Origin of the sequence: Thalassobacillus sp. B23F22_16 (assembly GCF_043496955.1) — a bacterium.
Lineage (GTDB): Bacteria > Bacillota > Bacilli > Bacillales > Halobacillaceae > Thalassobacillus > Thalassobacillus devorans_A.
Genome location: NZ_JBIEKD010000028.1, coordinates 23,836 through 49,767 on the forward strand (window position 1 = coordinate 23,836; position 25,932 = coordinate 49,767).

23 protein-coding genes and 2 tRNA genes are annotated in these 25,932 nt (G+C 43.8%); 23 read left to right on the forward strand and 2 right to left on the reverse strand.

Features of this window, described 5'->3' with window-relative positions:
* Window positions 1-13: 13 nt before the first annotated feature.
* The 9 genes from mfd (at window position 14) to ACGTNI_RS17210 (ending at window position 9,891) form a co-directional block, all read left to right on the forward strand.
* Window positions 14-3,550, forward strand: a complete 3,537-nt coding sequence (gene mfd / locus ACGTNI_RS17170; RefSeq protein ID WP_394463891.1) for a transcription-repair coupling factor — start codon at window positions 14-16, stop codon at window positions 3,548-3,550.
* A gap of 381 nt (window positions 3,551-3,931) precedes the next feature.
* Window positions 3,932-4,468 (forward strand): stage V sporulation protein T, encoded by a 537-nt coding sequence (spoVT, locus tag ACGTNI_RS17175; RefSeq protein ID WP_085504819.1) that lies wholly within the window; start codon window positions 3,932-3,934, stop codon window positions 4,466-4,468.
* A 222-nt stretch (window positions 4,469-4,690) separates the two neighbouring features.
* Window positions 4,691-6,316: a putative polysaccharide biosynthesis protein gene (locus tag ACGTNI_RS17180; protein WP_394463892.1), complete on the forward strand. Its 1,626-nt coding sequence runs from the start codon at window positions 4,691-4,693 to the stop codon at window positions 6,314-6,316.
* Window positions 6,303-7,754, forward strand: a complete 1,452-nt coding sequence (gene yabN / locus ACGTNI_RS17185; protein WP_085504817.1) for a bifunctional methyltransferase/pyrophosphohydrolase YabN — start codon at window positions 6,303-6,305, stop codon at window positions 7,752-7,754. The genes ACGTNI_RS17180 and yabN overlap by 14 nt, the downstream gene beginning before the upstream one ends.
* 18 nt (window positions 7,755-7,772) lie before the next feature.
* Window positions 7,773-8,036, forward strand: coding sequence for an RNA-binding S4 domain-containing protein (locus tag ACGTNI_RS17190; protein WP_062438480.1), 264 nt, complete (start codon window positions 7,773-7,775; stop codon window positions 8,034-8,036).
* A gap of 114 nt (window positions 8,037-8,150) precedes the next feature.
* Window positions 8,151-8,453: a sporulation protein YabP gene (yabP, locus tag ACGTNI_RS17195; protein ID WP_062438483.1), complete on the forward strand. Its 303-nt coding sequence runs from the start codon at window positions 8,151-8,153 to the stop codon at window positions 8,451-8,453.
* The gene (gene yabQ, locus ACGTNI_RS17200; RefSeq protein ID WP_394463893.1) at window positions 8,450-9,040 is read left to right on the forward strand and encodes a spore cortex biosynthesis protein YabQ; all 591 of its coding nucleotides are present in this window, start codon (window positions 8,450-8,452) and stop codon (window positions 9,038-9,040) included. Before yabP ends, yabQ begins: the two co-directional genes overlap by 4 nt.
* Before the next feature lie 13 nt (window positions 9,041-9,053).
* The gene (locus tag ACGTNI_RS17205) at window positions 9,054-9,428 is read left to right on the forward strand and encodes an FtsB family cell division protein (protein WP_085504815.1); all 375 of its coding nucleotides are present in this window, start codon (window positions 9,054-9,056) and stop codon (window positions 9,426-9,428) included.
* 73 nt (window positions 9,429-9,501) lie between these two features.
* Window positions 9,502-9,891, forward strand: coding sequence for a S1 domain-containing RNA-binding protein (locus tag ACGTNI_RS17210; protein WP_028781789.1), 390 nt, complete (start codon window positions 9,502-9,504; stop codon window positions 9,889-9,891).
* A 152-nt stretch (window positions 9,892-10,043) separates the two neighbouring features.
* Here ACGTNI_RS17210 and ACGTNI_RS17215 read toward each other — a convergent pair.
* Window positions 10,044-10,115, reverse strand: a tRNA-Glu gene (locus ACGTNI_RS17215).
* A 36-nt stretch (window positions 10,116-10,151) separates the two neighbouring features.
* Window positions 10,152-10,228 (reverse strand) — tRNA-Met (locus ACGTNI_RS17220).
* Window positions 10,229-10,525: 297 nt separating this feature from the next.
* Between ACGTNI_RS17220 and spoIIE the strand changes: the two genes are divergently transcribed.
* The 14 genes from spoIIE to lysS all read left to right on the forward strand — a co-directional run bounded on the left by spoIIE (window position 10,526) and on the right by lysS (window position 25,613).
* Complete coding sequence (gene spoIIE / locus ACGTNI_RS17225; RefSeq protein WP_394463894.1) at window positions 10,526-12,970, forward strand: stage II sporulation protein E; 2,445 nt, start codon at window positions 10,526-10,528, stop codon at window positions 12,968-12,970.
* Window positions 12,971-13,044: 74 nt separating this feature from the next.
* Complete coding sequence (locus ACGTNI_RS17230; RefSeq protein ID WP_394463895.1) at window positions 13,045-13,782, forward strand: vWA domain-containing protein; 738 nt, start codon at window positions 13,045-13,047, stop codon at window positions 13,780-13,782.
* On the forward strand, window positions 13,748-14,704 hold the full coding sequence (gene prkT, locus ACGTNI_RS17235; protein WP_394463896.1) for a serine/threonine protein kinase PrkT: 957 nt from the start codon (window positions 13,748-13,750) through the stop codon (window positions 14,702-14,704). The genes ACGTNI_RS17230 and prkT overlap by 35 nt, the downstream gene beginning before the upstream one ends.
* Window positions 14,705-14,797: 93 nt before the next feature.
* Entirely contained in the window at window positions 14,798-16,195 is a 1,398-nt protein-coding gene (gene tilS, locus ACGTNI_RS17240; RefSeq protein WP_394463897.1) for a tRNA lysidine(34) synthetase TilS, read from the forward strand.
* A gap of 12 nt (window positions 16,196-16,207) precedes the next feature.
* Window positions 16,208-16,744, forward strand: coding sequence for a hypoxanthine phosphoribosyltransferase (gene hpt, locus ACGTNI_RS17245; RefSeq protein WP_085504810.1), 537 nt, complete (start codon window positions 16,208-16,210; stop codon window positions 16,742-16,744).
* A gap of 119 nt (window positions 16,745-16,863) precedes the next feature.
* Window positions 16,864-18,912 carry an ATP-dependent zinc metalloprotease FtsH gene (gene ftsH / locus ACGTNI_RS17250; protein ID WP_394463898.1) on the forward strand — a complete coding sequence of 683 codons (2,049 nt, stop codon included), beginning with the start codon at window positions 16,864-16,866 and terminating at the stop codon, window positions 18,910-18,912.
* A gap of 189 nt (window positions 18,913-19,101) precedes the next feature.
* A complete protein-coding gene (locus tag ACGTNI_RS17255) occupies window positions 19,102-19,893 on the forward strand; it encodes a type III pantothenate kinase (protein ID WP_394463899.1) in 792 nt (263 codons plus the stop codon).
* 6 nt (window positions 19,894-19,899) lie between these two features.
* Window positions 19,900-20,787, forward strand: a complete 888-nt coding sequence (gene hslO / locus ACGTNI_RS17260; RefSeq protein ID WP_394463901.1) for an Hsp33 family molecular chaperone HslO — start codon at window positions 19,900-19,902, stop codon at window positions 20,785-20,787.
* A 91-nt stretch (window positions 20,788-20,878) separates the two neighbouring features.
* Entirely contained in the window at window positions 20,879-21,808 is a 930-nt protein-coding gene (cysK, locus tag ACGTNI_RS17265; protein WP_394463902.1) for a cysteine synthase A, read from the forward strand.
* Between the two features lie 124 nt (window positions 21,809-21,932).
* Window positions 21,933-22,757, forward strand: a complete 825-nt coding sequence (gene folP, locus ACGTNI_RS17270; protein ID WP_394463903.1) for a dihydropteroate synthase — start codon at window positions 21,933-21,935, stop codon at window positions 22,755-22,757.
* Between the two features lie 2 nt (window positions 22,758-22,759).
* Window positions 22,760-23,122 (forward strand): dihydroneopterin aldolase, encoded by a 363-nt coding sequence (gene folB / locus ACGTNI_RS17275; RefSeq protein ID WP_394463904.1) that lies wholly within the window; start codon window positions 22,760-22,762, stop codon window positions 23,120-23,122.
* Window positions 23,123-23,656: a 2-amino-4-hydroxy-6-hydroxymethyldihydropteridine diphosphokinase gene (folK, locus tag ACGTNI_RS17280; protein WP_394463905.1), complete on the forward strand. Its 534-nt coding sequence runs from the start codon at window positions 23,123-23,125 to the stop codon at window positions 23,654-23,656.
* Window positions 23,608-23,835, forward strand: coding sequence for a helix-turn-helix domain-containing protein (locus ACGTNI_RS17285; RefSeq protein ID WP_394463906.1), 228 nt, complete (start codon window positions 23,608-23,610; stop codon window positions 23,833-23,835). Before folK ends, ACGTNI_RS17285 begins: the two co-directional genes overlap by 49 nt.
* Window positions 23,836-24,128: 293 nt before the next feature.
* Complete coding sequence (lysS, locus tag ACGTNI_RS17290) at window positions 24,129-25,613, forward strand: lysine--tRNA ligase (protein ID WP_394463908.1); 1,485 nt, start codon at window positions 24,129-24,131, stop codon at window positions 25,611-25,613.
* Window positions 25,614-25,932 lie beyond the last annotated feature (319 nt).

The window sequence follows — 25,932 nt, forward strand, 5'->3', positions numbered from 1 at the left end:
GGAGGAATCATATATGCAAGGACTAAAGAAATATTTGCATGGCCAAGATGATATCCATTCGATTGCATCAGGGTTTACCACCGGCATGCAAGAACAGATGGTATCGGGACTATCCGGGTCCGCTCGCAGCGCGCTCGTCTCTATCGTTAATGAGTCATTGGAACGGCCAGTTTTACTCGTTACCCATCAACTGGTACAGGCACAGCAATTATATGAAGATTTACAGGAAATCACAGAAACCGAACGCGTACACTTATATCCGGTCAATGAATTGATTGCTTCTGAGATTGCGATTGCAAGCCCGGAATTGAAAAGCCAGCGGATAGAATCGCTGAATCAGTGGATGAATCAAGGATCCGGGATATTGATTACACCAGTTTCAGCGTTGAAGCGGGTCTTGCCTCCTAAAAGCTATTGGGAACGGTACCGTCTTCCTTTTATAGTCGGTGAAGAAATTGACGTTGAGCGTTACCTTGCCACGCTGGTTGATATGGGATATGAACGAACAGGAATGGTTGCATCACCGGGAGAGTTCAGTATTCGTGGAGGGATTATCGATCTTTACCCGTTGACTGCTGAATTTCCTTACCGAATTGAACTTTTTGATACGGAAGTAGATTCGATCCGGACCTTTGATTCCGAAACCCAACGCTCCAAAGAAAAACTGGAGCAGGTCATGATTGCTCCTGCAACGGAATTATTAATAACTGAAGAAGATTTCACCCGAGCCTCTCATCGCCTAGGAGAGGCCTTAAGTCATTCCCTGAAAAAGCTGACGAAAGCAGAAGCGAAAACAAGGCTGAGTGAAGTCATTGAACACGACCTGGAGCGTTTGGAACAGCAGGAACGGTTCCAGGAGATGTATAAATATATTGGTTTCTATTACGATGAGCCAGCCAATTTACTAGATTACCTGCCGGAAAACGGAATTGTCGTCATGGATGAAATGAGCCGGATACAGGAAACGGCGCAACGACTTGATCAGGAAGAGGCAGAATGGTATCAGAGTCTGCTGGAGGCCAATCAAATCGTACGAGACCTTTCCATTTCCTATGACTGGCATGATGTGTGGTCGAAAATCAAACATCCACGATTATATTTGTCAGTGTTCTTACGACATATTCCCAACACTCAGCCGGAGAATGTCGTCAATATATCCTGTCGTCAAATGCAGCAGTTCCATGGCCAGATGAATTTATTGAAAAACGAAATGGAACGCTGGGAAAAGCAACACTTTTCTGTCATGATTATTGTCCCTAACGAAGAACGGGCGACAAAGGTACAGTCAGTGCTCGATGATTATGGCATGGAAGCTGTCATCAGCAAAGAGGATGTCACACTTCCGCTTTCGAAACCGACAATTATTCATGGAAATATCAGTAGTGGCTTCGAACTGCCTATGCACAAATTGGCTGTCATCACAGAAAATGAGATGTTCAAGAAGAAAACATCAAAACCAAAGCGAAAACAGAAATTGTCCAATGCAGAACGGATTAAGAACTACCAGGAACTGAAAGTGGGTGACTATGTCGTCCATGCCAACCATGGGATAGGGAAATATCTTGGGGTAGAAACATTGACCATGAATGGTGTCCACAAAGACTTCCTGCTCGTTAAATACTCCGGAAACGATAAGCTGTTCGTACCAATAGAACAAATTGATCTGATTCAGAAGTATGTCGGTTCAGAAGGGAAAGAACCAAAAGTATACAAACTCGGTGGCAGCGAATGGGGTAAGGTCAAACGCAAAGTACAGTCTTCTGTTGAGGACATTGCGGATGATTTGATCAAGCTCTATGCCGAGCGGGAAGCTTCTAAAGGCCATGCTTTTCAGGAAGACACAGAAATGCAGCGGGAATTCGAGGCATCATTCCCTTATCAGGAAACTCAAGATCAGCTGCAATGTATTGAAGAAATCAAGGAGGATATGGAAAGAATACGGCCGATGGACCGGCTTCTTTGTGGTGACGTTGGTTACGGGAAAACCGAAGTCGCTATTCGTGCCGCATTTAAAGCAGTTGCGGAAGGAAAGCAGGTAGCGATTCTTGTTCCGACGACTATCCTGGCACAACAGCATTATGAAACCATTATGGAACGTTTTCAGGACTTCCCGATTAATATCGGGCTGTTAAGCCGTTTCCGTACAAAAAAACAACAAAAAGAAACAACCGATCAAATGAAAAAAGGGCTGGTAGATGTGGTGATCGGTACCCATCGTCTCTTATCGAAAGACGCCCAGTTTAAAGATCTCGGTTTATTGATCGTCGACGAAGAACAGCGGTTCGGCGTCAAACATAAAGAAAAGATCAAACAACTGAAAACCAATGTCGACGTTTTGACATTGACAGCCACGCCAATTCCAAGAACATTGCATATGTCCATGCTGGGAGTCCGGGACTTGTCAGTGATCGAGACACCGCCAGAAAACCGTTTCCCTATCCAGACGTACGTACTCGAGTATAATCCGGTATTTATGCGGGAAGCGATTGAACGGGAAATGGCCAGGGGCGGCCAGGTGTTTTTCCTATTCAACCGGGTGGAGAATATCGAACGGATGGCAGAGGAAATTTCAGCGCTTGTCCCGGAAGCGAGGGTCACTGCTGCTCATGGCCAAATGAACGAGACTACTTTAGAGAATGTCATGTTTTCCTTCTTAGAAGGGGAGTTTGATGTACTGGTCAGCACAACGATTATTGAGACTGGTGTAGATATTCCAAATGTAAACACATTGATCGTCTATGACGCAGACAAGATGGGACTTAGCCAGCTCTATCAATTGCGTGGACGGGTTGGAAGATCAAATCGTGTCGCTTATGCCTACTTTACGTATCAACGGGACAAAGTGCTGACGGAAGTAGCTGAAAAACGACTGCAGGCGATCAAAGAGTTCACCGAACTTGGTTCCGGCTTCAAAATTGCCATGCGAGACCTGTCCATTCGCGGGGCGGGTAATCTGCTTGGTGCCCAGCAGCATGGTTTCATCGATTCTGTCGGCTTTGATATGTATTCTCAAATGTTAAAGGATGCGATAGAAGCGAAGCGGCAGGGGAAAGAGCCGGAAGACATACAGCCGTTCCAGGTAGAGCTGGATCTTCAGATCGATGCCTACCTGCCTGATACGTATATTTCAGATGAGAAGCAAAAAATCGATATTTATAAACAATTCCAGGCGATAGAAAGTGTCGAGGATATCCATGATCTGCGAGATGAAATCATTGACCGTTTTGGGGATTACCCAGATGAAGTTGAAAACTTGTTCCTGGTCTCTTCCATGAAAATGCATGCCAAACAATCAGGAATTGAATCGATATCCGAGAAAAAGCAGAAGATTGATTTGCTGATGGAAGCTGAATCCAGCCAGAACATCGATGGTGCCAAGTTATTCGAACTTGCAAACAGTTATGGCAGAATCGTGCAATTAGGAACGGAAGACCAGAAACTGAAGGTCACTTTCCAATGGGATAGAAAGTCATACATTCGCCGTTATGAAGTAGTAGACGAATTCCTCCAAAGACTCCCGGATATGAAAAGAGAAGTCTCCACCGCTTAAGCGGGAGAGAAAGGAGCCACTATCCTTTTAATGGTGAGAATCAGTAGATGAATTATAAGAACGGTTATTAACAAAATTAAGGGAGCAAGGAAATGACGAAACTCCTGCGGAAAAACGGACATGACAGGATCACGCAACGAAGTGAGGAGGCATGTCCGTACGTCCGCGGAAAGCGAGTCGTTTCCTTGCTCCCATTTTCTAATTATGGCAACCGATTCGTTACTTTCTGTTTTTTTATCCCTATTTCTTACCATAAATCCATTGTTTAGGTGAATAGGTTTTTATTGTTGATTCATACTAAAGTCATCAACTGTATTTTTGTTGTATCTTATCACCAAAAATATTAAGACTAATCATCAAGGAAAGTGAGGCTTCTCAGCTATGAAAGCAACAGGAATTGTACGTCGCATTGATGATTTAGGAAGAGTGGTTATTCCTAAAGAAATACGGAGAACGTTGAGAATACGTGAAGGTGATCCTTTAGAGATCTTCGTTGACAGAGAGGGTGAGGTCATACTTAAGAAGTATTCCCCTATCAGTGAATTAGGAGACTTTGCGAAGGAGTATGCGGATGCCTTATTCGATTCTTTAGGACAGCCGGTATTGATTTGTGACAGGGATGAATTCATCGCCGTAGCTGGTGGATCGAAAAAGGATTATTTAAACAAGCATATTGGACCTAAGATTGAACAAGCGATTGATAACCGTTCGGTAGTGACAGAAAAGAACTCTAGTCAAATCGAATTGGTGCAAGGTCGTGAAGAGGAATTGGCATCCTACGTCATCGGACCGATAATCGCTCAAGGCGATCCAATCGGTTGTGTGGTCATCTATTCGAAAGAAGGCCCGGCGCTTGGAGATGTAGAAGCTAAGTCTGTTGAAACGGCTGCAAGTTTTCTTGCCCGCCAGATGGAATAGAGATTTTAAGATCTTATCTATACTTTAAGTAAGACGGCGATGGCTTTTTGCGGCAGGTCACGTTGTGCGAATAAGTAGTGGAAGAGCTGTATGACCATAAAGGAGTCATACGGCTTTTTAATACTCTAAAAAGGATTAATGCTTTGTAATGCTTTATATAACTGTTGGCAAGAATCGGATGAATGATGAAAATCATGCACCTGTGCTATAATGAGTGGAAGTATGATGGAAAGGCGTACCAACATGAATGACAAGATTGAAACCAAAGATTTTTTCAAAGGTGCTTTCATCCTCACTTTAGCGGGGATTTTCAGCAAAATATTAAGTGCAGGTTACCGGATTCCGATTCAAAATATAACAGGGGATCTGGGCTTTTATATATATCAGCAAATCTACCCCTTCCTTGGAGTAGCAATCATGCTATCGTTGTATGGCTTTCCTGTGGCTGTATCGAAATTGGCAGCGGATTTCAGGGATAAACAAAGAGAGCTGGCACTACGCTCCTTTTTCATCCCTGTATTCGTCATCATATTCTCTTTAAGTGCTCTTGTGTTTTTAATATTGTTTACGCAAGCAGCTATGATTGCAGAGTGGATGGGGGATAAAACATTAAGCGCCCCTATTAGAGCAAGCGCGTTTGTTTTTCTTGTCTTACCCTTCACCTCGGTGATGAGGGGGGCATTCCAAGGAAGTAATGATATGCAGCCGACAGCTGTATCTCAAATTGTAGAACAGCTGGTGCGCGTGAGTATTATTATTACTGTAGCAGTGGCCTTAATGGGTAAGGAAGATTATTATGCCATTGGTACAGGTGCAGCAGCGGCTTCGGTGGCTGGTTCTATAGCTGCTGCCATTTTTCTTGGTATGCTTGCCTGGAAAAGAAGATCACGCGAACACCAGGTACATAGAGAGCACTCCTATCGCTATTTTTTAAAGACCATCCTTATCTATGGTTTATTTATTAGCATTAACTATATGTTTTTATTATTGATTCAAATGGCTGATGCCTTTACCTTGGTTCCTGGATTGGAAGGTTTTGGACTGGATCCTTACGAGGCCAGGGTGTCCAAAGGGGTGTTCGATCGGGGTCAGCCGTTAATTCAGTTGGGGGCAGTGTTAGGGTCTTCTCTGGCTCTCGCCTTAATTCCGACGATCACGAAAGAACGGCTGGAGCGGGAACCAGACAAATTTCATGAGCATTTACAGTCAGCTTTGAAAATGAGCTTGTTGTTAGCAGCCGGTGCAACCGCCGGCCTGATCATGATTTTTCCTTATGTTAATGAATTGCTTTACCAGAACACCACTGGAACATCTTATTTAAGAATACTAATGATTGTTGTTTTATTCAGTTCCTTGGCAATCACCACGTCTTCCGTTCTACAGGGGGTTGATGTTGTCTTCCAGACAGCTGGTGTCATTTTGGCAGGAACCGTATTAAAATGGGCTGGAAACGAGATACTGGTCCCCATTTTTGGTTTGTCTGGTGCCGCCTGGGCATCGGTTGTGGCGGCTGCTCTGGTATTAATCTGGAATTTAAGGTTGATGAGAAGACGGTTCCGGCCGTCTGCCTGGCGCCGCCTTCCATTTATAAAAATGCTGGCTGCGTTAGTAGTAATGGCGATATTTTTGATGTTAGCGATTACCATCGAAACCTATCTGCTGTTACTGGAATCCCGGATTGAGTTACTTATTTTCACACTTACGGTTTCTGCACTAGGGGGAATCGTCTATTTTATCACTTTCACCTTAGCCAAAGGATTCACTGATAAAGAAATGGAACAAATCCCGGCCGTGGGAGCGATTTTCAACTGGTTTTCAAGGAGGAAACATAAGCATGCACACGATTGAAGTGATCGGACTGGGAGCTGGAGATATCAACCAGCTTCCTCTGGGGATTTATAAGAAATTGACCAACCAATCCCGTGATATTTATCTTAGAACGGAAGAGCATCCTGTAGTAGCTGAATTGGAAAAGGAAGGGTTGGCCTTTAGATCCTTTGATAACATCTATGAGAAGCATGAACAGTTTGAAGAAGTTTATATAGAAGTCGTCGACCAGCTGGTATTGGCTGCCTCCCAAAAGTCCATCATTTATGCTGTACCTGGACATCCGATGGTGGCAGAACGTACGGTTCAGCTTCTCCTCGAAAGAGAAGAGCGCGGAGAAGTAAAAGTAGAGGTGGCCGGAGGGCAGAGCTATCTTGACGATGTATATACAACCCTCAAAATCGATCCTGTCGAAGGGATGCAGTTCATCGATGCCACTTCCTTCGATCGTTCGCAGCTGCAATACTTAGGTCATATCATTTTCACCCAGGTATATGATGGAATGATCGCATCAGAAGTGAAACTGGCCCTGTTAGAGGATTTGAATCCGGAACACCCCGTTACGATTGTCACGGCAGCGGGTAGTGAACAAGAAAGAGTCATTACGGTAGCATTAGAAGACTTGGATCGTTCTGTGGAGTTGAATAATCTTACCAGTGTTTATCTTGCTCCGGTACCGAAAGATTCCTTGAACCATCAGTTTTTCCGGTTGCGGGAAGTGATTCGTGAATTGCGTGGGCCGGATGGCTGCCCATGGGATAAGAAGCAGACCCATGAATCTCTACGCAAGTATTTGATAGAAGAAGCATATGAATTTATCGATGCGGTCAATCAACTGGATGACGACGCGATGGTGGAAGAGCTTGGAGATGTGCTTCTGCAAGTGATGCTGCATAGTCAAATTGGAGAAGATGAAGGATTTTTCACCATCGATGACGTAATATTATCGATAACGGAAAAAATGATCCGCAGACATCCGCATGTTTTTGGAGATATATCAGTAAACTCATCAGAAGAGGTAATTACGAATTGGGATGAAATAAAAAAGCAGGAAAAAGGCATCCAGCCTGAGTCCTTGCTGGACCAGGTACCTGCAAGTTTCCCTTCCTTACTGCAGGCGGAAGATATTCAGAAGCGGGCGGCCAAGGTAGGATTTGACTGGAAAGAAGCGGAACCAGTCTGGAGTAAAGTAGAAGAAGAATGGCAGGAGTTTAAAGAGGCGCAGCAGGCTGGTGATGCATGGGAAATGGAAAAAGAGCTCGGTGACCTGCTATTTTCCATCACTAATTTAGCCCGCCATTATAAAATCAATGCAGAAAGCGCCTTGCAAGGGACGAACGAAAAGTTCCGTGCCCGTTTCCGGTACATGGAACAAAAAGCTGCTGAACAAGGAGTGGCACTGAAGGACTTGTCGCTGGAAGCATTGGAGTCATGGTGGGTGGAAGCCAAAAACCGATAAAAAAGGAGATAGTGACTTATGCGTTTAGATAAGTTTCTCAAAATTTCCCGTTTGATTAAACGGAGGACGTTAGCAAAAGAAGTAGCCGATCAAGGGCGGATTACCGTCAATGGCAACCAGGCTAAAGCAGCCACGAATATTCAAGTCGGGGATGAACTGGTCATCCAATTTGGTCAAAAAGTATTGACGCTTGAAATTAAAGCGCTGCGTGAAAATGTTAAAAAAGATGAAGCGTCTTCTCTATACGAGATTGTAAAAGAAGAAGCAGTGCAACAGTCATAATGCAGAACCACCTCAGCGGATGAGGTGGTTCTTTTACATATGTATGTTCATTTCCGCGGGTTCTATTTTTCCCTTCCTCTTCATAGGTTGTACTAAGTGAAGGGGGATCAGAGCATGGAATATTATGAAAAGAATGCCAATAATATGCGTGGACAAGCCGAGCACCATGTAAGAATGATGAATAGAAAGAATCTCGAAATTACAGGGGTAAAAGAAGTGGACAGCTTTGATAACGAAGAGTTTTTGCTGCAGACCAGTCTTGGATATTTAGTGATACGCGGCGAAAACCTGCAAATGAAAAACCTCGATGTTGAACAGGGGGTTGTATCGATCAAAGGCAAGGTGTTTGAAATGACTTACTTGGATGAACACCATGCGGAGAAGGCTAAAGGATTCTTTAGCAAGCTGTTTAAATGACTTTGACTACCCAGTTTCTCGCGATGGCTGCTATGATATTAGGCGGAATATATCTGGGTGCCGCCATGGATACATTACAACGTTTCAAGCATTTCTACCGTAAACGAACGCTGATGAACTATACCATTGTCATCAGCTTTTGGCTTTTACAAGCATTTATTCTCTTTTTTCTGTTATATCAAGTCAATTATGGTGAGTTGCGATTTTATATATTCCTATCCGTCCTCTGTGGTTATGCAGCTTATCGCGCGTTGTTTCAGGGCATTTACACGCGGATGCTTGAGCGGTTGATTCGTATTATTAAAGCCCTGACCCGTTTTTTTCTCAAATGCTTCAATCTATTTATGGTAAAGCCGATAAAATGGTTATGGAAGGTAGCTACTGCTATCATCATATGGGTTTTGACATTGCTGTTAGCGGGTAGTATATTCGTGCTGCGCGTGCTATGGTGGCCGCTCCGATTGATATTACGCCTGCTGTGGAAAATGGTCCCGGAAAATATGAAAAAATACTTACACACGCTGGCAGGATTTTACGTTACAATAAAGAATAGAATATTAAAGCTGTTAAATTTATGGAAACGATAAGGAGGCAGAGTAGATGGCCGAAAAACAAGTCACACGAATAGAATCGAACTACATGAAACAGTATGATACATACGTAGCACGACAACATAGAAAGAAAAAGCGTCTGTTTCGTAGGCTGGCACTATTTACCATCCTGGTCCTGGTTGTCATGGGATCGATGCTGACTTATCATTTTAAACAACAAGCGATGTATAATGAAAAGCTGGAACGTATGGAAGAGCTCCAGGAACAAAAGGTGGCGCTTGAAAATCAGGAAAAGAACTTAAAAGAAGAAATCGAATTATTGAATAATGAAGAATACGTCCTTCAAATCGCCAGGACGAATTACTTCTTTTCAAAAGAGGGCGAGATTATCTTCAAACTTCCAGAAGAGGACCCATCTTATTGACACACTTTTCATTGCTTATATATAATAGTAAAGAAGGATATTTATCGAAATTTTAAGGAGGAGCATTTTTTTTATGTCAATCGAAGTAGGCAGCAAGCTGCAGGGTAAGGTAACTGGTATCACTAATTTTGGAGCATTCGTGGAACTTCCCGATGGGCAGACTGGTTTAGTCCATATTAGTGAGGTTGCCGACAACTATGTCAAGGATATTAATGATCACTTAAGCGAAGGCGACAAAGTGGAAGTGAAAGTCATTAATGTCGGTAAAGACGGAAAAATCGGCCTTTCCATTAAGAAAGCGAAAGAGAACTATGGTCGTCGTAACAAGCCGCAGAATCGTAAGCCGGCAGAATCATTCGAACAAAAGATGAATCGCTTTCTGAAAGATAGTGATGAGCGTCTGGCTTCATTGAAGAAGCACACGGAATCAAAACGCGGAGGTCGAGGTGCTAAAAAAGGCTAACTTGCTGCCTATATAAATATATAATGCACGTGCAAAAAACGGGCTTGCCAGAAATGGCAGCCCGTTTTTAGTATGGAAAATATTATTCTTCAATAAAAAAGCTGAGGCAGCTTCATTATATGGCTGCCTCAGCGGAACTAGATTGTTATGGATGACCCGTACGGGATTCGAACCCGTGTTACCGCCGTGAAAGGGCGGTGTCTTAACCACTTGACCAACGGGCCTTGTCGTTTGGTTATGTAACCTTGTGAAAAAATAAATGGTAGCGGCGGAGGGGATCGAACCCCCGACCTCACGGGTATGAACCGTACGCTCTCGCCAGCTGAGCTACACCGCCATGAATTGTTTCATTCAAAGTCACAAGCAATATATTACAACATGATAGATTAAGTGTCAACAGAAATTCTATTTTCTAATTAGTCTGTCAATTTTTGAAAATGATAGAAACTGTACAGTTACGGGGGTTATCCCCTTCCTTGTTCTAAATGGGGCGCGAATAAACGACGACTAATTTGTAGAAGGGTACTTTTCATCATGGAAATCAGTCGAACTTTTTGTTACTGCTCTCTTCTTGTTTTGACAAATTACATGATAGATATGTGATTTAATAGAGCAACAAGAAGGAGTGGTGAAGATGTTGGGGACATTAACGAGAAAGGGTTCACAAACTATTGGGATGGAAAAAGCACGACTCAGCAAGCTGAAGAAGAAAGCGGAGAGTAAAGCGAAGTACTTGTTGATTGACAAGGGCTGGTTATTGATGATCATCGCTTTGCTTCTGGGCAGAGCGGTCATCTTATCTTCCATTTCGCCGTTTGTCATCGCTTTGATCGCATCGGTGTGGTGGCTCAGAAGGGATCGTGTTCCAGCTGTCGTTCTATTTGCTGTCATTGGGGCTTCTACTTATGGATGGCTGCAAACGGGCTTTGTGTTTACAGCGATGCTGACGTTCTTACTACTTGCCTTCATCGTACATACATGGAAAGAACATCAGAAGCTGTTACCGTTGATGGCATTCTTAGCATGTGTCCTTCCAAGATCGGTCGCATTCACCTTACTGGATGCATGGCAGCCATATGAAGCGCTGCTTATGGCTGCTGAAGGCGTACTAAGCGCAATGCTTGTCCTGATATTTATGCAGAGTGTTCCACTATTATCACCTAAAAGGTATAAGGCGACCTTAAAAAATGAAGAAATCGTCTGTATGATCATTTTGCTCGCCTCTGTATTGACAGGTACGATCGGCTGGCAGATCCAGGATGTTTCGTTAGAACAGATATTCTCCAGATACCTGGTCTTATTCCTGGCTTTCATCGGCGGTGCAGCTATCGGGTCGACAGTCGGGGTCGTGACCGGGCTGGTATTGAGTCTTGCCAATGTCGCGAACCTCTATCAAATGAGTTTACTGGCTTTTTCCGGCCTGCTTGGAGGGTTGCTTAAAGAGGGCAAGAAAACCGGCGTCAGCGTTGGTTTGATTGTTGGTACTTTATTGATCGGTATATATGGGGGAACTGTATCAACATTATCACCGTCGCTTATGGAGACTGGTTTGGCCATTATACTTTTTGCTTTGACACCGGAAGGCTGGATTCGAAAACTGGCCCGTTATATCCCAGGCACCCAGGAGCATTCTCAGGAGCAGGAACAATACTTACAAAAAGTTCGCGATGTGACTGCTGTGCGCGTGGAAAAATTTTCCGATGTGTTCCGCGCCCTGTCCAAAAGTTTTCATTTCTATGACGACCAGACAGACACAGAGGAACACCAACGGGAAAAAGATTACTTTTTAAGCCATGTTACGGAAAAAACATGCCAATCCTGTTTTAAAAAGGAGCGATGCTGGGCAAAACAATTCGATCAAACTTATAATATCATGACCGATTTGATGGCAGACCTTGAGGGAGGGGACGAGCCGAGCAGGCTGATTCGCAAAAATGTCGACCAATACTGTGTCAAACCTCAAAAGCTCATCGATACGATGAAACAGGAGCTTTCGTTTTACCAGGCGAATCAGCAGTTGAAAAAACAAGTGCTGGAAAGCAGGAGGTTTGTTGCTGACCAGTTGCGTGGAGTTTCGGAAGTGATGGAAGATTTTGCAAAAGAAATTACCAAGGAAAGGGAGAACCATGAAGTTCAGGAACAGGAGATCACCTATGCCATCAATCAATTAGGGTTAGAAATTGAAACATTGGATATTTATACCCTCGATTCCGGCAATATCGATATCGACCTTACGTTCTATGTTCGAAATTATCATGGAGAAGGTCCGAAGCTGATTGCGCCGCTGCTATCAGATATATTGAATGAGACGATTATTGTGACAAAAGAAAATATCGCGCCTTTTCCAAACGGTTACTGTGAACTGTCCTTCCAGTCAGCCAAACGATATATCATGGAAACAGGTGTAGCGCATGCTGCTAAGGATGGCGGGTTTATTTCTGGTGACAGCTACTCCACGATGGAGTTAGGAGCGGGGAAGTATGCCCTTGCGATCAGCGATGGGATGGGTAACGGCATCCGTGCACATGAGGAAAGTATGGAGACATTGCGCCTCTTGCAGCAGATCCTACAGTCAGGCATCCAGGAACAGGTGGCAATTAAGTCGATCAATTCGATACTATCGCTGCGGACGACAGACGAAATTTTCTCTACCCTGGATTTAGCTGTGGTAGATTTACAGGACGCCACATCAAAATTTATAAAAATCGGCAGCACTCCGAGTTATATAAAGCGTGGATCGCAAATGATGAAGATAGAATCAAGCAACCTTCCAATCGGCATCATTAAGGATGTCGATGTTGAAATAGTAAGCGAGCAGTTAGCACCCGGAGATCTATTAATTATGATGAGTGATGGAATATTAGAAGGTCCGAAGCATGTAGAGAATATGGAAGCATGGCTGAAGCGGAAAATAAGAGAGATGGAGACCAATGACCCGCAAGCGGTAGCGGATTTGATTTTGGAGGAAGTGATCCGTACACGTGGTGCCATTGAAGATGATATGACCGTCCTTGTGGCAAGACTGGACCATAACCATCCACAGTGGAAAGCAATTCCCTATAAACGTAAGGAGGCCTGATTAATACTATTGGACAGGTATAAACCCCTCGATGTTCGGCGATGATGATGGTAAGGAACTGAAGGGGTGATCCAATGAAAAAAGGTACACTGAAGCAGATTTTGTTATTGACCGATGGATGTTCGAATCAGGGGGAAGATCCGGTTGCCATTGCTGCACTGGCTAATGATCAGGGTATCACGGTGAATGTCATCGGGATTCTTGATGATGATCAAAGTGAGCAGCCGGAAGGGCTGGAAGAGGTTGAAGCGATTGCCATGTCTGGCGGAGGCGTAAGTCAAATCGTCTATCAAAAAGCACTTTCTCAAACCGTGCAAATGGTCACCAAACAGGCAATGACACAAACGTTACAGGGGGTTGTCAATCAGGAGCTGAAGCAGATCCTCGGAGAAAAGCAGTCATTTGAGGAGCTGCCGCCGGACAAACGCGGCGAAGTGATGGAAGTAGTGGAGGACCTTGGGGAGACGTGTGACCTGGAGGTGCTTGTACTTGTGGACACGAGCGCCAGCATGACTCCGAAGCTTTCTACTGTCAAGGAGGCTCTTTTTGACTTGTCATTAAGTTTGAATGCAAGGTCTGGGAACAATCGCTTCAGCATCTTCTGTTTCCCGAATAAAATGAAGCCGATTCAAAAATTGATGGATTGGACCCCGGAATTAGATGGTATCTCTAAAGTTTTTCCTAAGCTGGCAAGCGGAGGTATCACACCTACCGGGCCCGCGCTGAAAGAAGCGATGTACCAGTTCGGCAAAAAAAGCTTGTTTGGGAGTATGAAATATGCAAGTGAACCATACGAAGAAACTGGTAACTAACTTAAAACGAGGGACCATCATCCGGGGGAAATGGAACGGCACGCAATATCAGGTGATTCAAAAGCTGGGGGAAGGTGCTTGCGGCATCGTCTATTTATGTGAGCGGAATGGCGTTTATACGGCGCTTAAAATTGGTACAGACAGTTCGAGGATCATTACGGAAGTGAATGTTCTAAAAACTTTTCAAAAGGTCCAGGGGAAGCGCCTTGGGCCTTCTTTGTTGGACGTGGATGACTGGGTGACTCCGGCTGGGGTGACATACCCTTACTATGTTATGGAATATCTGAAAGGCCAGGAACTCGCGAGCTTTTTACATGGCAGGGGAAAAGAATGGCTAGGGGTCATGATGCTGCAATTATTAAGTGATTTGGAGGAATTGCATAAGCAAGGGTGGGTGTTTGGAGATTTGAAGACAGATAACCTGCTCGTTACATCCCCTCCTCCTAAATTGCGGCTGATCGATGTCGGGGGCACCACCAAAATAGGGCGTGCTATTAAAGAATATACGGAATTCTATGACCGGGGATATTGGCAAGGTGGATCACGTAAAGCTGACCCTGCCTATGATTTATTTGCATTGACGATGGTCATGATGGAAGTCGCCCACGGGAAACGTTTTGAGAGGGGGGCGAATCCACAGCAAACACTAGAAAAGAAATTGCAGCAGCCTGAACTTCTCAAGCCATATCGCCGGCTTATTAAGAAAGCGTGGCACGGGGAATACTCCTCTAGCTATGAAATGAAAAAAGAGTTATCTGCTATATTAAATGGTCCATCCAAATATAAAATGATGGAAAACAGGCATACGCGAGTCTCGAGAAGAAAAGAATCCCGGAAAACGGCATTCGCCGCGGCAGAGCTGGGAGTGATATTTTTGTCTCTCCTCCTTTTCTATTTTCTCTTTTCTATAATTGCCTGGTAGAACTGCTATGTTTTGCAGGAAGAAGGCTACAAATGATAGGATAATGGTGTTCAGTATTGATCAAATACTAATACTACTTGAGGTGGAAGTAACATGAAAACGGCCGTCGATGCATTCATCGAGCGAAATCGATTGTTAGAACAAGGACAGACAGTACTGATTGCTGTTTCCGGCGGACCGGATTCTATGGCGCTTCTGCATTATTTCAAAACGATACGAGAGCCATGGGGGCTCTCTTTGATTGCTGCTTCTGTCGATCATGGCCTGCGTGGAGCAGCTTCCATCGAGGACTTAACGTTCGTAAAAGAAATATGTAAAAAATGGAATATCGATTTTGTGGGAACCTCCGTGGATGTTCCTGCGTATAAGAAACAGCACAACCTGAATACACAAGAAGCAGCCCGGATTTTACGTTATCAATTTTTCCAGGAAGAAATGAACAAGAAGCGAGCCGGAATTCTTGTGCTTGGTCACCATGGGGATGATCAGGCAGAAACGATGATGATGCGTCTTGTCAGAGGAACGACTCCGGGAGGGCTCACGGGAATCCCGGTGACGAGAGACTTTGCAGGCGGGAAGATTATCCGTCCGTTTTTAGGGGTAACCAAAGAGGAGATATTAGCTTATTGTAAAGAGCATCATATCCATCCGAGGGAAGATCATTCGAATAAAGATACAACATATACGAGAAACTATTTTCGGCATAAGATTCTCCCGCTTATGAAGGCAGAAAATCCGAAGTTGAACAAGCATTTATGGAAGCTGAGCCAGGATTTGAAAGAGGATGAGGAATACCTTCAACAGCAGGCGGAGCAATTATTGGAAAAGGTGGCGGTTTTTGAAAAAGATAAGAAGAATATTTCTTTTTCTGTTTCTGAATTTAATACCTTTCCGATAGCTTTACAAAGAAGGGCCTTTCATCTAATATTAAACTATCTTTATGATGGAAACTCTGAGGATTTTTCTTATATACATGAGCAGCAATTCTTTGATTTTTTGACACGGGATATAGCCAATGGCAAGCTTGACTGGCCTGGTGGCTTATGGTTACAGCGTAATTATGGAAAAATCACTTTTCATTTTAACAGTGCATACAAGCCCGCCTCTTACAGTAGCGAGCTTGGAATCGGTGATACATACCGCTTGCCTGACGGTTCGGAACTTTCCGTCAAGCTGACGACTTGCACGAAAAAGGAAGACAAGTACACGCTCACTTGTGATATGACTCACGTAGAGCTTCCTTTGATTGTGCGGACTCGACGCCCGGGAGATCGAATGACATGGAAAGGCTTGAATGGCTCAAGAAAAATCAAAGATATATTCATTGATCAGAAGGTTCCTAAAGAAGCGAGGGATAGTTGGCCTATATTAACAGATCGGAATGGAAAAATATTATGGTTGGTCGGTTTGAAGAAAAGTACGGCATGCAGTGGAGAAACATCGGGAGAAGTGCTGGAAGTAAATTATTCACAGCCAAAGGAAGACAGGTAGGAGGAGCGAACTATGCATAACGAAATTAAAGAGGTTCTGATTTCAGAAGAAGAGATCCAGGCAAAGTGCAAGGAAATCGGAAATCAGCTGACAGAAGAATATGAAGGACGATTCCCGCTGGCTATTGGCGTATTAAAAGGCGCTATGCCATTTATGGGGGATTTGCTGAAACGGATAGAGACTCATTTGGAAATGGATTTCATGGATGTTTCCAGCTATGACGGCATGCGTTCTTCTGGTGAAGTTAAAATTGAGAAAGACTTGAATACCCAGGTGGAAGGACGAGATCTTTTAATTATTGAAGACATCATTGATAGTGGCTTGACTTTGAGCTACCTGGTAGACCTGTTCAAATACCGGAAAGCGAAGTCCATCAAGATCGTTACATTACTGGATAAGCCTACCGGCCGTACCTCCCATATTAAAGCGGATGTTGTCGGTTTTGAAGTGCCTGATGAATTCGTTGTTGGCTACGGGTTGGACTATGATGAAAAATATCGTAATCTTCCTTATATCGGTGTGCTTAAGCCGGAAGTTTATGGTGGATAAAAATGATGGTACATGAAACACAAAATGTTCACATATTGTTTAAGGGTAATTAGTTGTGCTGGTACTTTTTAGTATGATACTATTTAATATAGTTTTTGTTGATTGGGAGGAGGTAGGCAATGAACCGAATATTTCGTAACACAATATTTTATTTACTTATCTTCCTCGTAGTAATCGGCGTAGTCGGTCTATTTAGAGGACAAGGTGAACCACAGCAAACACTGACTGTTAACGAATTCAATGAATATTTGAACAGCGGTCAGATTGAAGAAATGACGATTCAACCTGTCAATGGAGTGTATCAAGTTCAAGGGACGCTTACAGGCGGCGGTGGTGAAGATGGTGATAATTCCTTCACAGCTAAAATTCCCGCGAATGATCAAATGATTACAAATGTAACGGACACCGCTCAGGAGCAAAGTATCCTGAAGGTTGAAGAAGAGGAACAGCCTAGTGCCTGGGTTTCTTTCCTGACAACCATGATTCCGTTCATCATTATATTCATTTTATTCTTCTTCCTGTTGAACCAGGCACAAGGCGGTGGAAGCCGTGTCATGAATTTCGGGAAGAGTAAAGCGAAACAGTATACGGAAGAGAAGAAAAAGGTCCGTTTCAAAGATGTGGCCGGTGCTGATGAAGAGAAGCAGGAGCTGGTAGAGGTCGTAGACTTCTTGAAAGATCCTCGCAAGTTCTCTGCAGTTGGCGCACGTATCCCGAAAGGTGTCCTGCTAGTCGGACCACCGGGTACAGGTAAAACCTTGCTTGCCCGTGCTGTTGCCGGAGAAGCAGGTGTTCCATTCTTCTCTATCAGTGGTTCGGATTTCGTTGAAATGTTTGTCGGTGTTGGTGCATCACGTGTCCGTGACTTGTTTGAAAATGCGAAAAAGAATGCTCCGTGTATCATCTTCATTGATGAGATCGATGCGGTCGGTCGTCAGCGTGGAGCAGGTCTTGGCGGCGGTCACGATGAGCGTGAACAAACCTTGAACCAGTTGTTAGTAGAAATGGATGGTTTCGGTGTCAATGAGGGAATCATCATCATCGCAGCGACCAACCGTCCGGATATTTTAGACCCAGCGTTACTGCGTCCTGGCCGTTTTGACCGTCAAATTACGGTTGATCGTCCAGATGTTAAAGGAAGACAAGAAGTTCTTGCGGTTCATGCTAAAGATAAACCATTAGGTAAAGATGTCGATTTGAAGACGATTGCGATGCGTACACCTGGATTCTCGGGTGCGGACTTAGAGAACCTGTTGAACGAAGCGGCACTTGTAGCTGCTCGTAATGATAAAGACTCGATTGATATGGAAGATGTCGATGAAGCCATCGACCGTGTCATTGCTGGTCCAGCTAAGAAGAGCAGGGTCATCTCTAAGAAGGAACGCAATATCGTTGCCTATCATGAAAGTGGCCATACCATCATTGGCATGGTATTGGACGATGCGGATATGGTACACAAAGTTACCATCGTGCCACGTGGCCAGGCTGGCGGATATGCTGTCATGCTTCCGCGTGAAGACCGCTACTTTATGACCAAACCGGAACTATTTGATAAAATTACCGGCTTGCTCGGTGGACGTGTAGCGGAAGAAGTCATTTTTGGCGAAGTAAGTACAGGCGCTCATAATGACTTCCAGCGTGCTACCAGCATCGCTCGTAAAATGGTTACCGAGTATGGCATGAGTGAGAAGTTAGGTCCATTGCAATTCGGTTCTAACTCTGGCGGACAGGTATTCCTTGGCCGTGACATCCAGAATGAACAGAATTACAGTGACCAAATTGCTTATGATATCGATAAAGAAACACAAAACTTTATCAACTACTGTTATGAACGTGCCAAGACGATTTTGACAGAAAATCGTGATAAGTTAGAGCTTGTCGCTTCTACATTGCTGGAAATCGAAACTTTGGATGCGACGGAAATCAAATCCCTTTTCGAAAAAGGCCGCCTTCCTACACAGGAAGAAATAGAAGAATTGGCACAAGAAAGAGAGAAAGCGAGAAAGAAGGAAAAAGCTGATAAAGACGCTTCTTCCGATGTCCGTGTCAACGTCCAATCGAAAGAGGATGAAATCAAAACGGACAACAAGCCTACGGAGCCAGAAGAAGGTCCAACCGTAGATGATAAGGAAACAGAAGAAGGAAATGACTCCGAACGTAAAGAATAAATAAAAAAAGTCACGCTGCCCAGTGCAGCGTGACTTTTTTCTTGTCTCCAGCTCCAGCGCCTTTGTACTTGAAATGAGGTCTAAGCCTTTGGCCTTGCTTTGACTCGGCAGGAAAATATATCATAAAGCAAGAATGTGTTGGGTGGTATGATGAATTTTCAGAAATGATATATAAAGTGGGGTCATGTCATGATATTTGTGCTGGATGTGGGGAATACAAACACCGTGCTAGGTGTTTTTGAAGAAGATAAACTGAAGTTCCAATGGCGTATCAAAACGGACCGTTATAAAACAGAAGATGAATATGGAATGTTGATCAAATCCTTATTTGAGCATGAAGGGTTGGTTTTTTCCGATATCCATGGAGTGATTATTTCGTCGGTTGTACCACCGATCATGTTTGCTTTGGAAAGGATGTCCCGAAATTACTTTAAGCGAAAGCCGATGATCATCGGAGCTGATGAAGTAGATGAAGGGTTGGCAATGACTTATCCGAACCCGAAAGAAATAGGAGCAGACCGCATCGTTAATGCTGTCGGTGCTTTGCAGGAGCATAGAGCTCCGCTGGTGATCATTGACTTCGGAACAGCAACTACCTATTGTTATATCAACGAAAATGCGGAATATGTCGGGGGTGTCATTTCGCCTGGTATTAATGTGTCCATGGAAGCTTTGTATGCTAAAGCTGCTAAGCTTCCAAAGATTGAAATCAGAAATCCTGGACAGGTTGTCGGTCAGAGTACAGTGGAAGCCATGCAGTCCGGCGTGTTTTTTGGGTATGTCGGTCAGGTGGATGAAGTGGTGAGAAGAATGAAAGAAGCCGCTCCGTCTAATCCTAAAGTTATTGCTACCGGTGGTCTGGCTGGTTTGATTGCTGATGAATCTACAACGATCGATATCGTTGACCCGTATTTGACCTTGAAAGGTCTATATACCATTTATCAACGGAATAAAGGTAAAAAAGAATTTAAAGGAGAATGATGATAGATGACAGATTATTTAGTTCGTGCTACTGCGTTTGAAGGTAAAGTTCGTGCCTACGCCATTCAATCAACGAAAACGGTAGAAGAAGCACGCCGCAGGCAGGATACTTGGGCTACCACTTCTGCAGCACTAGGCCGGACGCTGACGATCAGTGCGATGATGGGTACCATGCTGAAAGGCGATGATAAGCTTACCATCAAACTTGAGGGGAGTGGCCCGATCGGAGCGGTGATAGTGGATGCGGATGCACATGGTAATGTAAGAGGGTACGTCAAGAATCCGCATGTTGATTTTGACTTGAATAATCAAGGGAAATTAGATGTAGCCCGTGCTGTCGGTACAGAAGGGACATTAAGTGTTGTCAAAGACCTCGGGTTAAAAGACCACTTTACCGGACAGGTTCCTATCGTATCTGGTGAAGTAAGTGAAGACTTTACTTACTACTTTGCGAATTCCGAGCAGGTACCCTCTGCGGTAGGTGCGGGTGTATTGGTCAATACAGACCACTCCATCCTTGCAGCAGGTGGATTTATTATCCAAATGATGCCAGGGGCAGATGATGAAACAATCAATACCATTGAAAAAAGGTTAAGTGAAATTCCGCCTATATCCAGTATGGTCCGCGAAGGTAATACACCCGAGGAGATTTTGAACCGGTTATTAGGGGAAGATAATGTGCATATACTCGACCGTGTACCTGTACAGTTCAAATGTCAGTGCTCGAGAGAGCGTGTCGAAATTGCCCTTGCCAGCCTTGATGATGAAGAACTTCAGACGATGATTGAAGAAGATCATGGTGCAGAGGCAACCTGTCATTTTTGTAATGAAGCTTACCACTTTGACGTCAAAAATCTAAAAGAGCTGCAATCCAGTAACAAGGGTGGAGAATAAAATAAAGTTCATGAATTGTTTGACATTTTCGTGAGTTTTGCGTACATTATTAATAAATCCTATAAAAATACTCGGGTTTAGGAGTGAGATAATGAGAATTGCGAAGAATGTCAGTGAGCTGGTCGGTAATACACCAGTAGTTAAATTGAATGGCGCTGCAGATGAAAACAGTGCCGATATCTATCTGAAATTGGAATTCATGAATCCAGGAAGCTCAGTAAAAGATCGTATTGCACTAGCGATGATTGAAGCCGCCGAAGAAAGCGGTCAGTTGAACGAAGGCGATACGATTGTAGAACCGACAAGTGGCAACACTGGTATCGGGTTGGCAATGATAGCGGCAGCCAAAGGCTATAAGACCGTGCTGGTCATGCCGGATACGATGAGTCAGGAACGACGGAATCTGCTACGTGCCTATGGAGCTGAATTGGTACTTACACCAGGTGCTGATGGCATGAAGGGTGCGATTAAAAAAGCGGAAGAACTGCAAAAGGAACATGGCTACTACATGCCGCAGCAATTCAATAACCCGGCGAATGTCGCCATTCATGAAAAAACAACCGGACCTGAAATAATCGAGCAAATGGGTGACCAATTAGACGCCTTCGTATCAGGCGTAGGAACGGGCGGAACGATAACTGGTGCAGGAAAGGTACTAAAGAAGCACTATAACGATATCAAAATATATGCCGTTGAACCGGATGCTTCACCAGTATTATCCGGTGGGCAGCCAGGTCCCCACAAAATTCAGGGCATCGGTGCCGGCTTTGTTCCTGGCATACTGGATACAGCTATCTATGATGAAGTCCTCCAGGTATCTAATGATGATGCCTATGAAGCAGCCAGAGAAGCGGCCAGGAAAGACGGTATTCTGGGAGGAGTATCCTCCGGAGCAGCCATCCACGCTGCCAGAAAAATCGCCAAAGAGTTAGGAAAAGGCAAAAAGGTACTCGCCATCCTTCCGAGTAACGGAGAAAGATACCTATCCACACCGCTTTATCAATTTGAAGATCAGCAATAATGTCAGGGACTGTGTCACAAGCAAAAGTGACGCAGTCCTTTTTGTTTTTCTATATCATGAATTTATATTTCAAATAGTGTAAAATAGACAAGGAATATTTTCGTATCGAAATGAGGAAATAACGATGGGCTTTACATTAAATACAAAGAAACAAGTATACGATTTAGATAAAAAGACATTAATCATGGGAATCCTGAATGTCACACCAGACTCCTTCTCCGATGGGGGAAAGTATTCAGATTTAGAAAAAGCAGTGGAACAAGCGGCAGCGATGGAAAGGGACGGAGCCGACATTATTGATATTGGTGGAGAGTCTACCAGGCCGGGTCATGAGCCAGTATCAGAACATGAAGAGCTGGAGCGTGTGCTCCCGGTTATCAAAAAGCTTTCCAGTGTGCTTACTATTCCGGTCTCTATTGATACGTATAAAGCAGAGGTGGCACGTCAGGCAGTTGAAGTGGGAGCTGACATAATCAACGATGTCTGGGGAGCTAAAAGAGATGCGAAAATGGCTGAGGTTGCAGCAAATTTAAATGTTCCGATTATCTTGATGCATAATCGGACCAATAAAGAATATCACAACCTGATTGAAGATATGAAAAAGGATTTAAAAGAAAGCATCACCATTGCAAAGGAAGCTGGTGTACAGGATGAAAATATTATCCTGGATCCGGGCATCGGTTTTGCCAAGAATCATGACGACAACCTGGTGGTAATGCGTCACCTTGATTCCTTCCAGGAATTGAACTATCCAATGTTGCTGGCGACTTCCAGGAAGAGGTTCATCGGACAGATTCTGGACCTCCCGGTAGAAGAACGGATGGAAGGGACAGGCGCCACTGTGTGTCTTGGAATATCAAAAGGTGTCCATATGGTGCGTGTCCATGATGTGAAACCAGTCGCGCGAATGGCTAAAATGATGGACGCAATGGTTGGTAAAGGAGAATGAGCATGGATAAAATATATCTGAATAAGATGGAGTTCTATGGTTATCACGGACTATTCCCGGAAGAAAATAAGCTCGGTCAGCGATTTTACGTGGATTTGGAACTGGATGTTGATTTGGCGCAGGCAGGAAAAACGGATGATATGAATGCATCCATTGATTATGGAGAAATATATCAAGTCACAAAAGCGGTCGTCGAGGGAGAAGCGAGAAAATTGGTCGAAGCAGTAGCGGAAGACGTGGCTGACCGTTTACTCGCCGCTTTTACAAAACTGGAAGGGTGCCGCGTGAAAGTGATCAAACCAGACCCTCCAATTCCCGGGCACTATCAATCGGTGGCAATTGAGATATACAGGAGCCGTGGTTGAATGGGTAACCAGGTATACATTGCCTTGGGTTCCAATATTGAACCGAGAAAAGAATATCTAGATGAAGCCATTACTGAGCTGGGGTCTCACCATGCTATCCAGTTAACCAGCAGCTCCTCTATTTATGAAACCATGCCGGTTGGATATACAGAACAAAGTGATTTTTTAAATATGGTGGTTGAAATCGAGACGACACTCCGTCCTCTCGAACTTCTCGACATATGCCAATCCATTGAAGCGCAATTAGGAAGGAAAAGGGAAGTTAAGTGGGGGCCACGGACAATAGACCTTGACATTTTACTCTATAATCAAGAAAATATCGTATCCGAGCGTCTTATTGTTCCGCACCCAGCAATGCATGAGCGTGCATTTGTAATGGTCCCGCTTGGGGAGATCAACCCGGACGGTATCCTGCCTAATCTAAATAGAACAGTTGAAGATATTTTAAATAAAATACCCAAGAATGAAACAAAAGGAGTAATTCCATGGCAGACAATCAGTGGGGAAGAAGGATTAAAGGATTCCGAAAACTAAAAGGGATGACTCAGGTAGAGTTTGCACAGAGAATGAATATGTCCCTGTCGGTGCTTGGAGAGTTAGAACGCGGCGCCCGTAAGCCAAGCCGTTCTAATCTGGAGCAAATTGCAGAAACATTGGACGTCCCTTTCCATGAAATAGCATATAAAAACCAAGAGGAAGATCTCTATGTTTAATTATGGAGGCATATCATTTGAAACGGCTGAGAATAAAAAATGAATGCTGCCAACCTATCAAGTCAGGTATTTTGAATGAGGTGTAAGTGAGCGGGACGCTCGCACGAAAGGGCCTTGATGCTTTACGTTGACACTTTCCTGAGTCTTTTCTATACTAAATCATAGTTGTAATACTGCCAGTTGCTATACTGGCAGTTTTTATATGGAAGAACGAATCAAGTTTTATATAGCATGAGCCAGCCTGGAAAGGTCGTTTGTATATTTACACCAGTAAGGGAAACGGAGTGGTTGAAGTGACAGAAGAATTAAATGAGCACATGCGGGTGCGGAGAGAAAAATTAGAAGCTTATCGCGAAAAAGGCCTGGACCCTTTTGGCGACAAGTTTGTCCGGACCCATGTAGCAGAGGATCTGAAAGAACAGTATGAGTCTTATACCAAAGAGGAATTAGAAGAACAAGAAATCAACACGACTATAGCGGGAAGGATTATGACCAAGCGCGGAAAGGGAAAAGCAGGATTCGCTCATATCCAGGATTTAAGCGGTCAAATCCAGATCTATGTCAGGAAAGACCGTGTTGGAGAAGACGCATATGAACTATTCAATACGGCAGATATGGGAGACATCGTGGGTGTAACAGGCACAGTGTTTAAAACAAAAGTAGGTGAATTATCTGTAAAAGCGGATGAATTCACTATGCTTACAAAATCATTGCGCCCGCTTCCAGAAAAGTTCCATGGTCTGAAAGATGTAGAACAACGCTACCGCCAGCGTTACCTTGACTTGATTACGAACCCGGACAGCCGCGACACTTTTGTATTACGAAGCAAAATCATCCAGTCGATGCGCCGTTATTTAGATGGTCTTGGCTTCCTTGAAGTAGAAACGCCAATGATGCATGGAATTCCAGGCGGAGCTTCTGCCCGTCCTTTCATTACCCATCATAATGCATTGGATATTCCTTTATATATGCGAATTGCGATTGAGTTACACTTAAAGCGCCTGATTGTAGGCGGTCTGGAAAAAGTTTATGAAATTGGACGAGTCTTCCGAAATGAAGGGGTATCTACACGCCATAACCCTGAGTTCACCATGCTTGAGTTATATGAAGCTTACGCCGACTTCCATGATGTAATGGACTTGACTGAAAACCTCGTTGCTCATATTGCGAAAGATGTTTTAGGTACAACTAAAGTTGCGTACGGTGAAGTAGAAGTCGACCTTGAACCTAAGTGGGATCGACGCCATATGGTGGATTTGGTTAAAGAGCATACTGGTGTAGATTTCTGGAAAGACATGAGCGATGAAGAAGCCAAAACCCTGGCCAAGGAGCATGGGATAGAAATTCAGGATACGATGACATTCGGTCATATCCTGAATGAATTCTTTGAACAGCGTGTAGAAGAAAAATTGATTCAGCCTACATTCGTTTATGGTCATCCAATTGAAATTTCACCGTTGGCTAAAAAGAACCCGGAAGATCCTCGCTTCACTGATCGTTTCGAGTTGTTTATCGTTGGACGGGAACATGCGAATGCTTTCTCTGAACTAAACGATCCGATTGATCAACGTGAACGCTTTGAAGGCCAGTTGAAAGAAAGAGAGCAAGGAAATGATGAGGCCCATATGATGGATGAAGATTTCTTAGAGTCCCTGGAATATGGCATGCCACCGACTGGCGGGTTAGGTATCGGTATTGATCGTCTCGTGATGCTATTGACGAACTCACCATCGATTAGAGATGTATTACTGTTCCCGCAAATGAGAAATCGCGACTAATTAAGAAGAAGAGAACTCCAGCTGATATTAGCTGGAGTTCTTTTTTGCGCTTAAATAATCAGAATTAATTTATATTTTAATTTCCCCTTGATTCATTTCTGGAACCATGATAAATTATTAAACGTTGCGTTAAGAGAGAAAGCAACCGAGCAAAAAATAAATCATGAAAAGTTGTTGACATTAAAACAACCACATGATATATTAATTAAGTCGCCAATTTGAGCGGCAAAACAATTTTGATCTTTGAAAACTGAACGAACCAACCAGTACGTCAATACAATTTCTTCATTATATGAGGAAATGAACAACGCACTTTAGC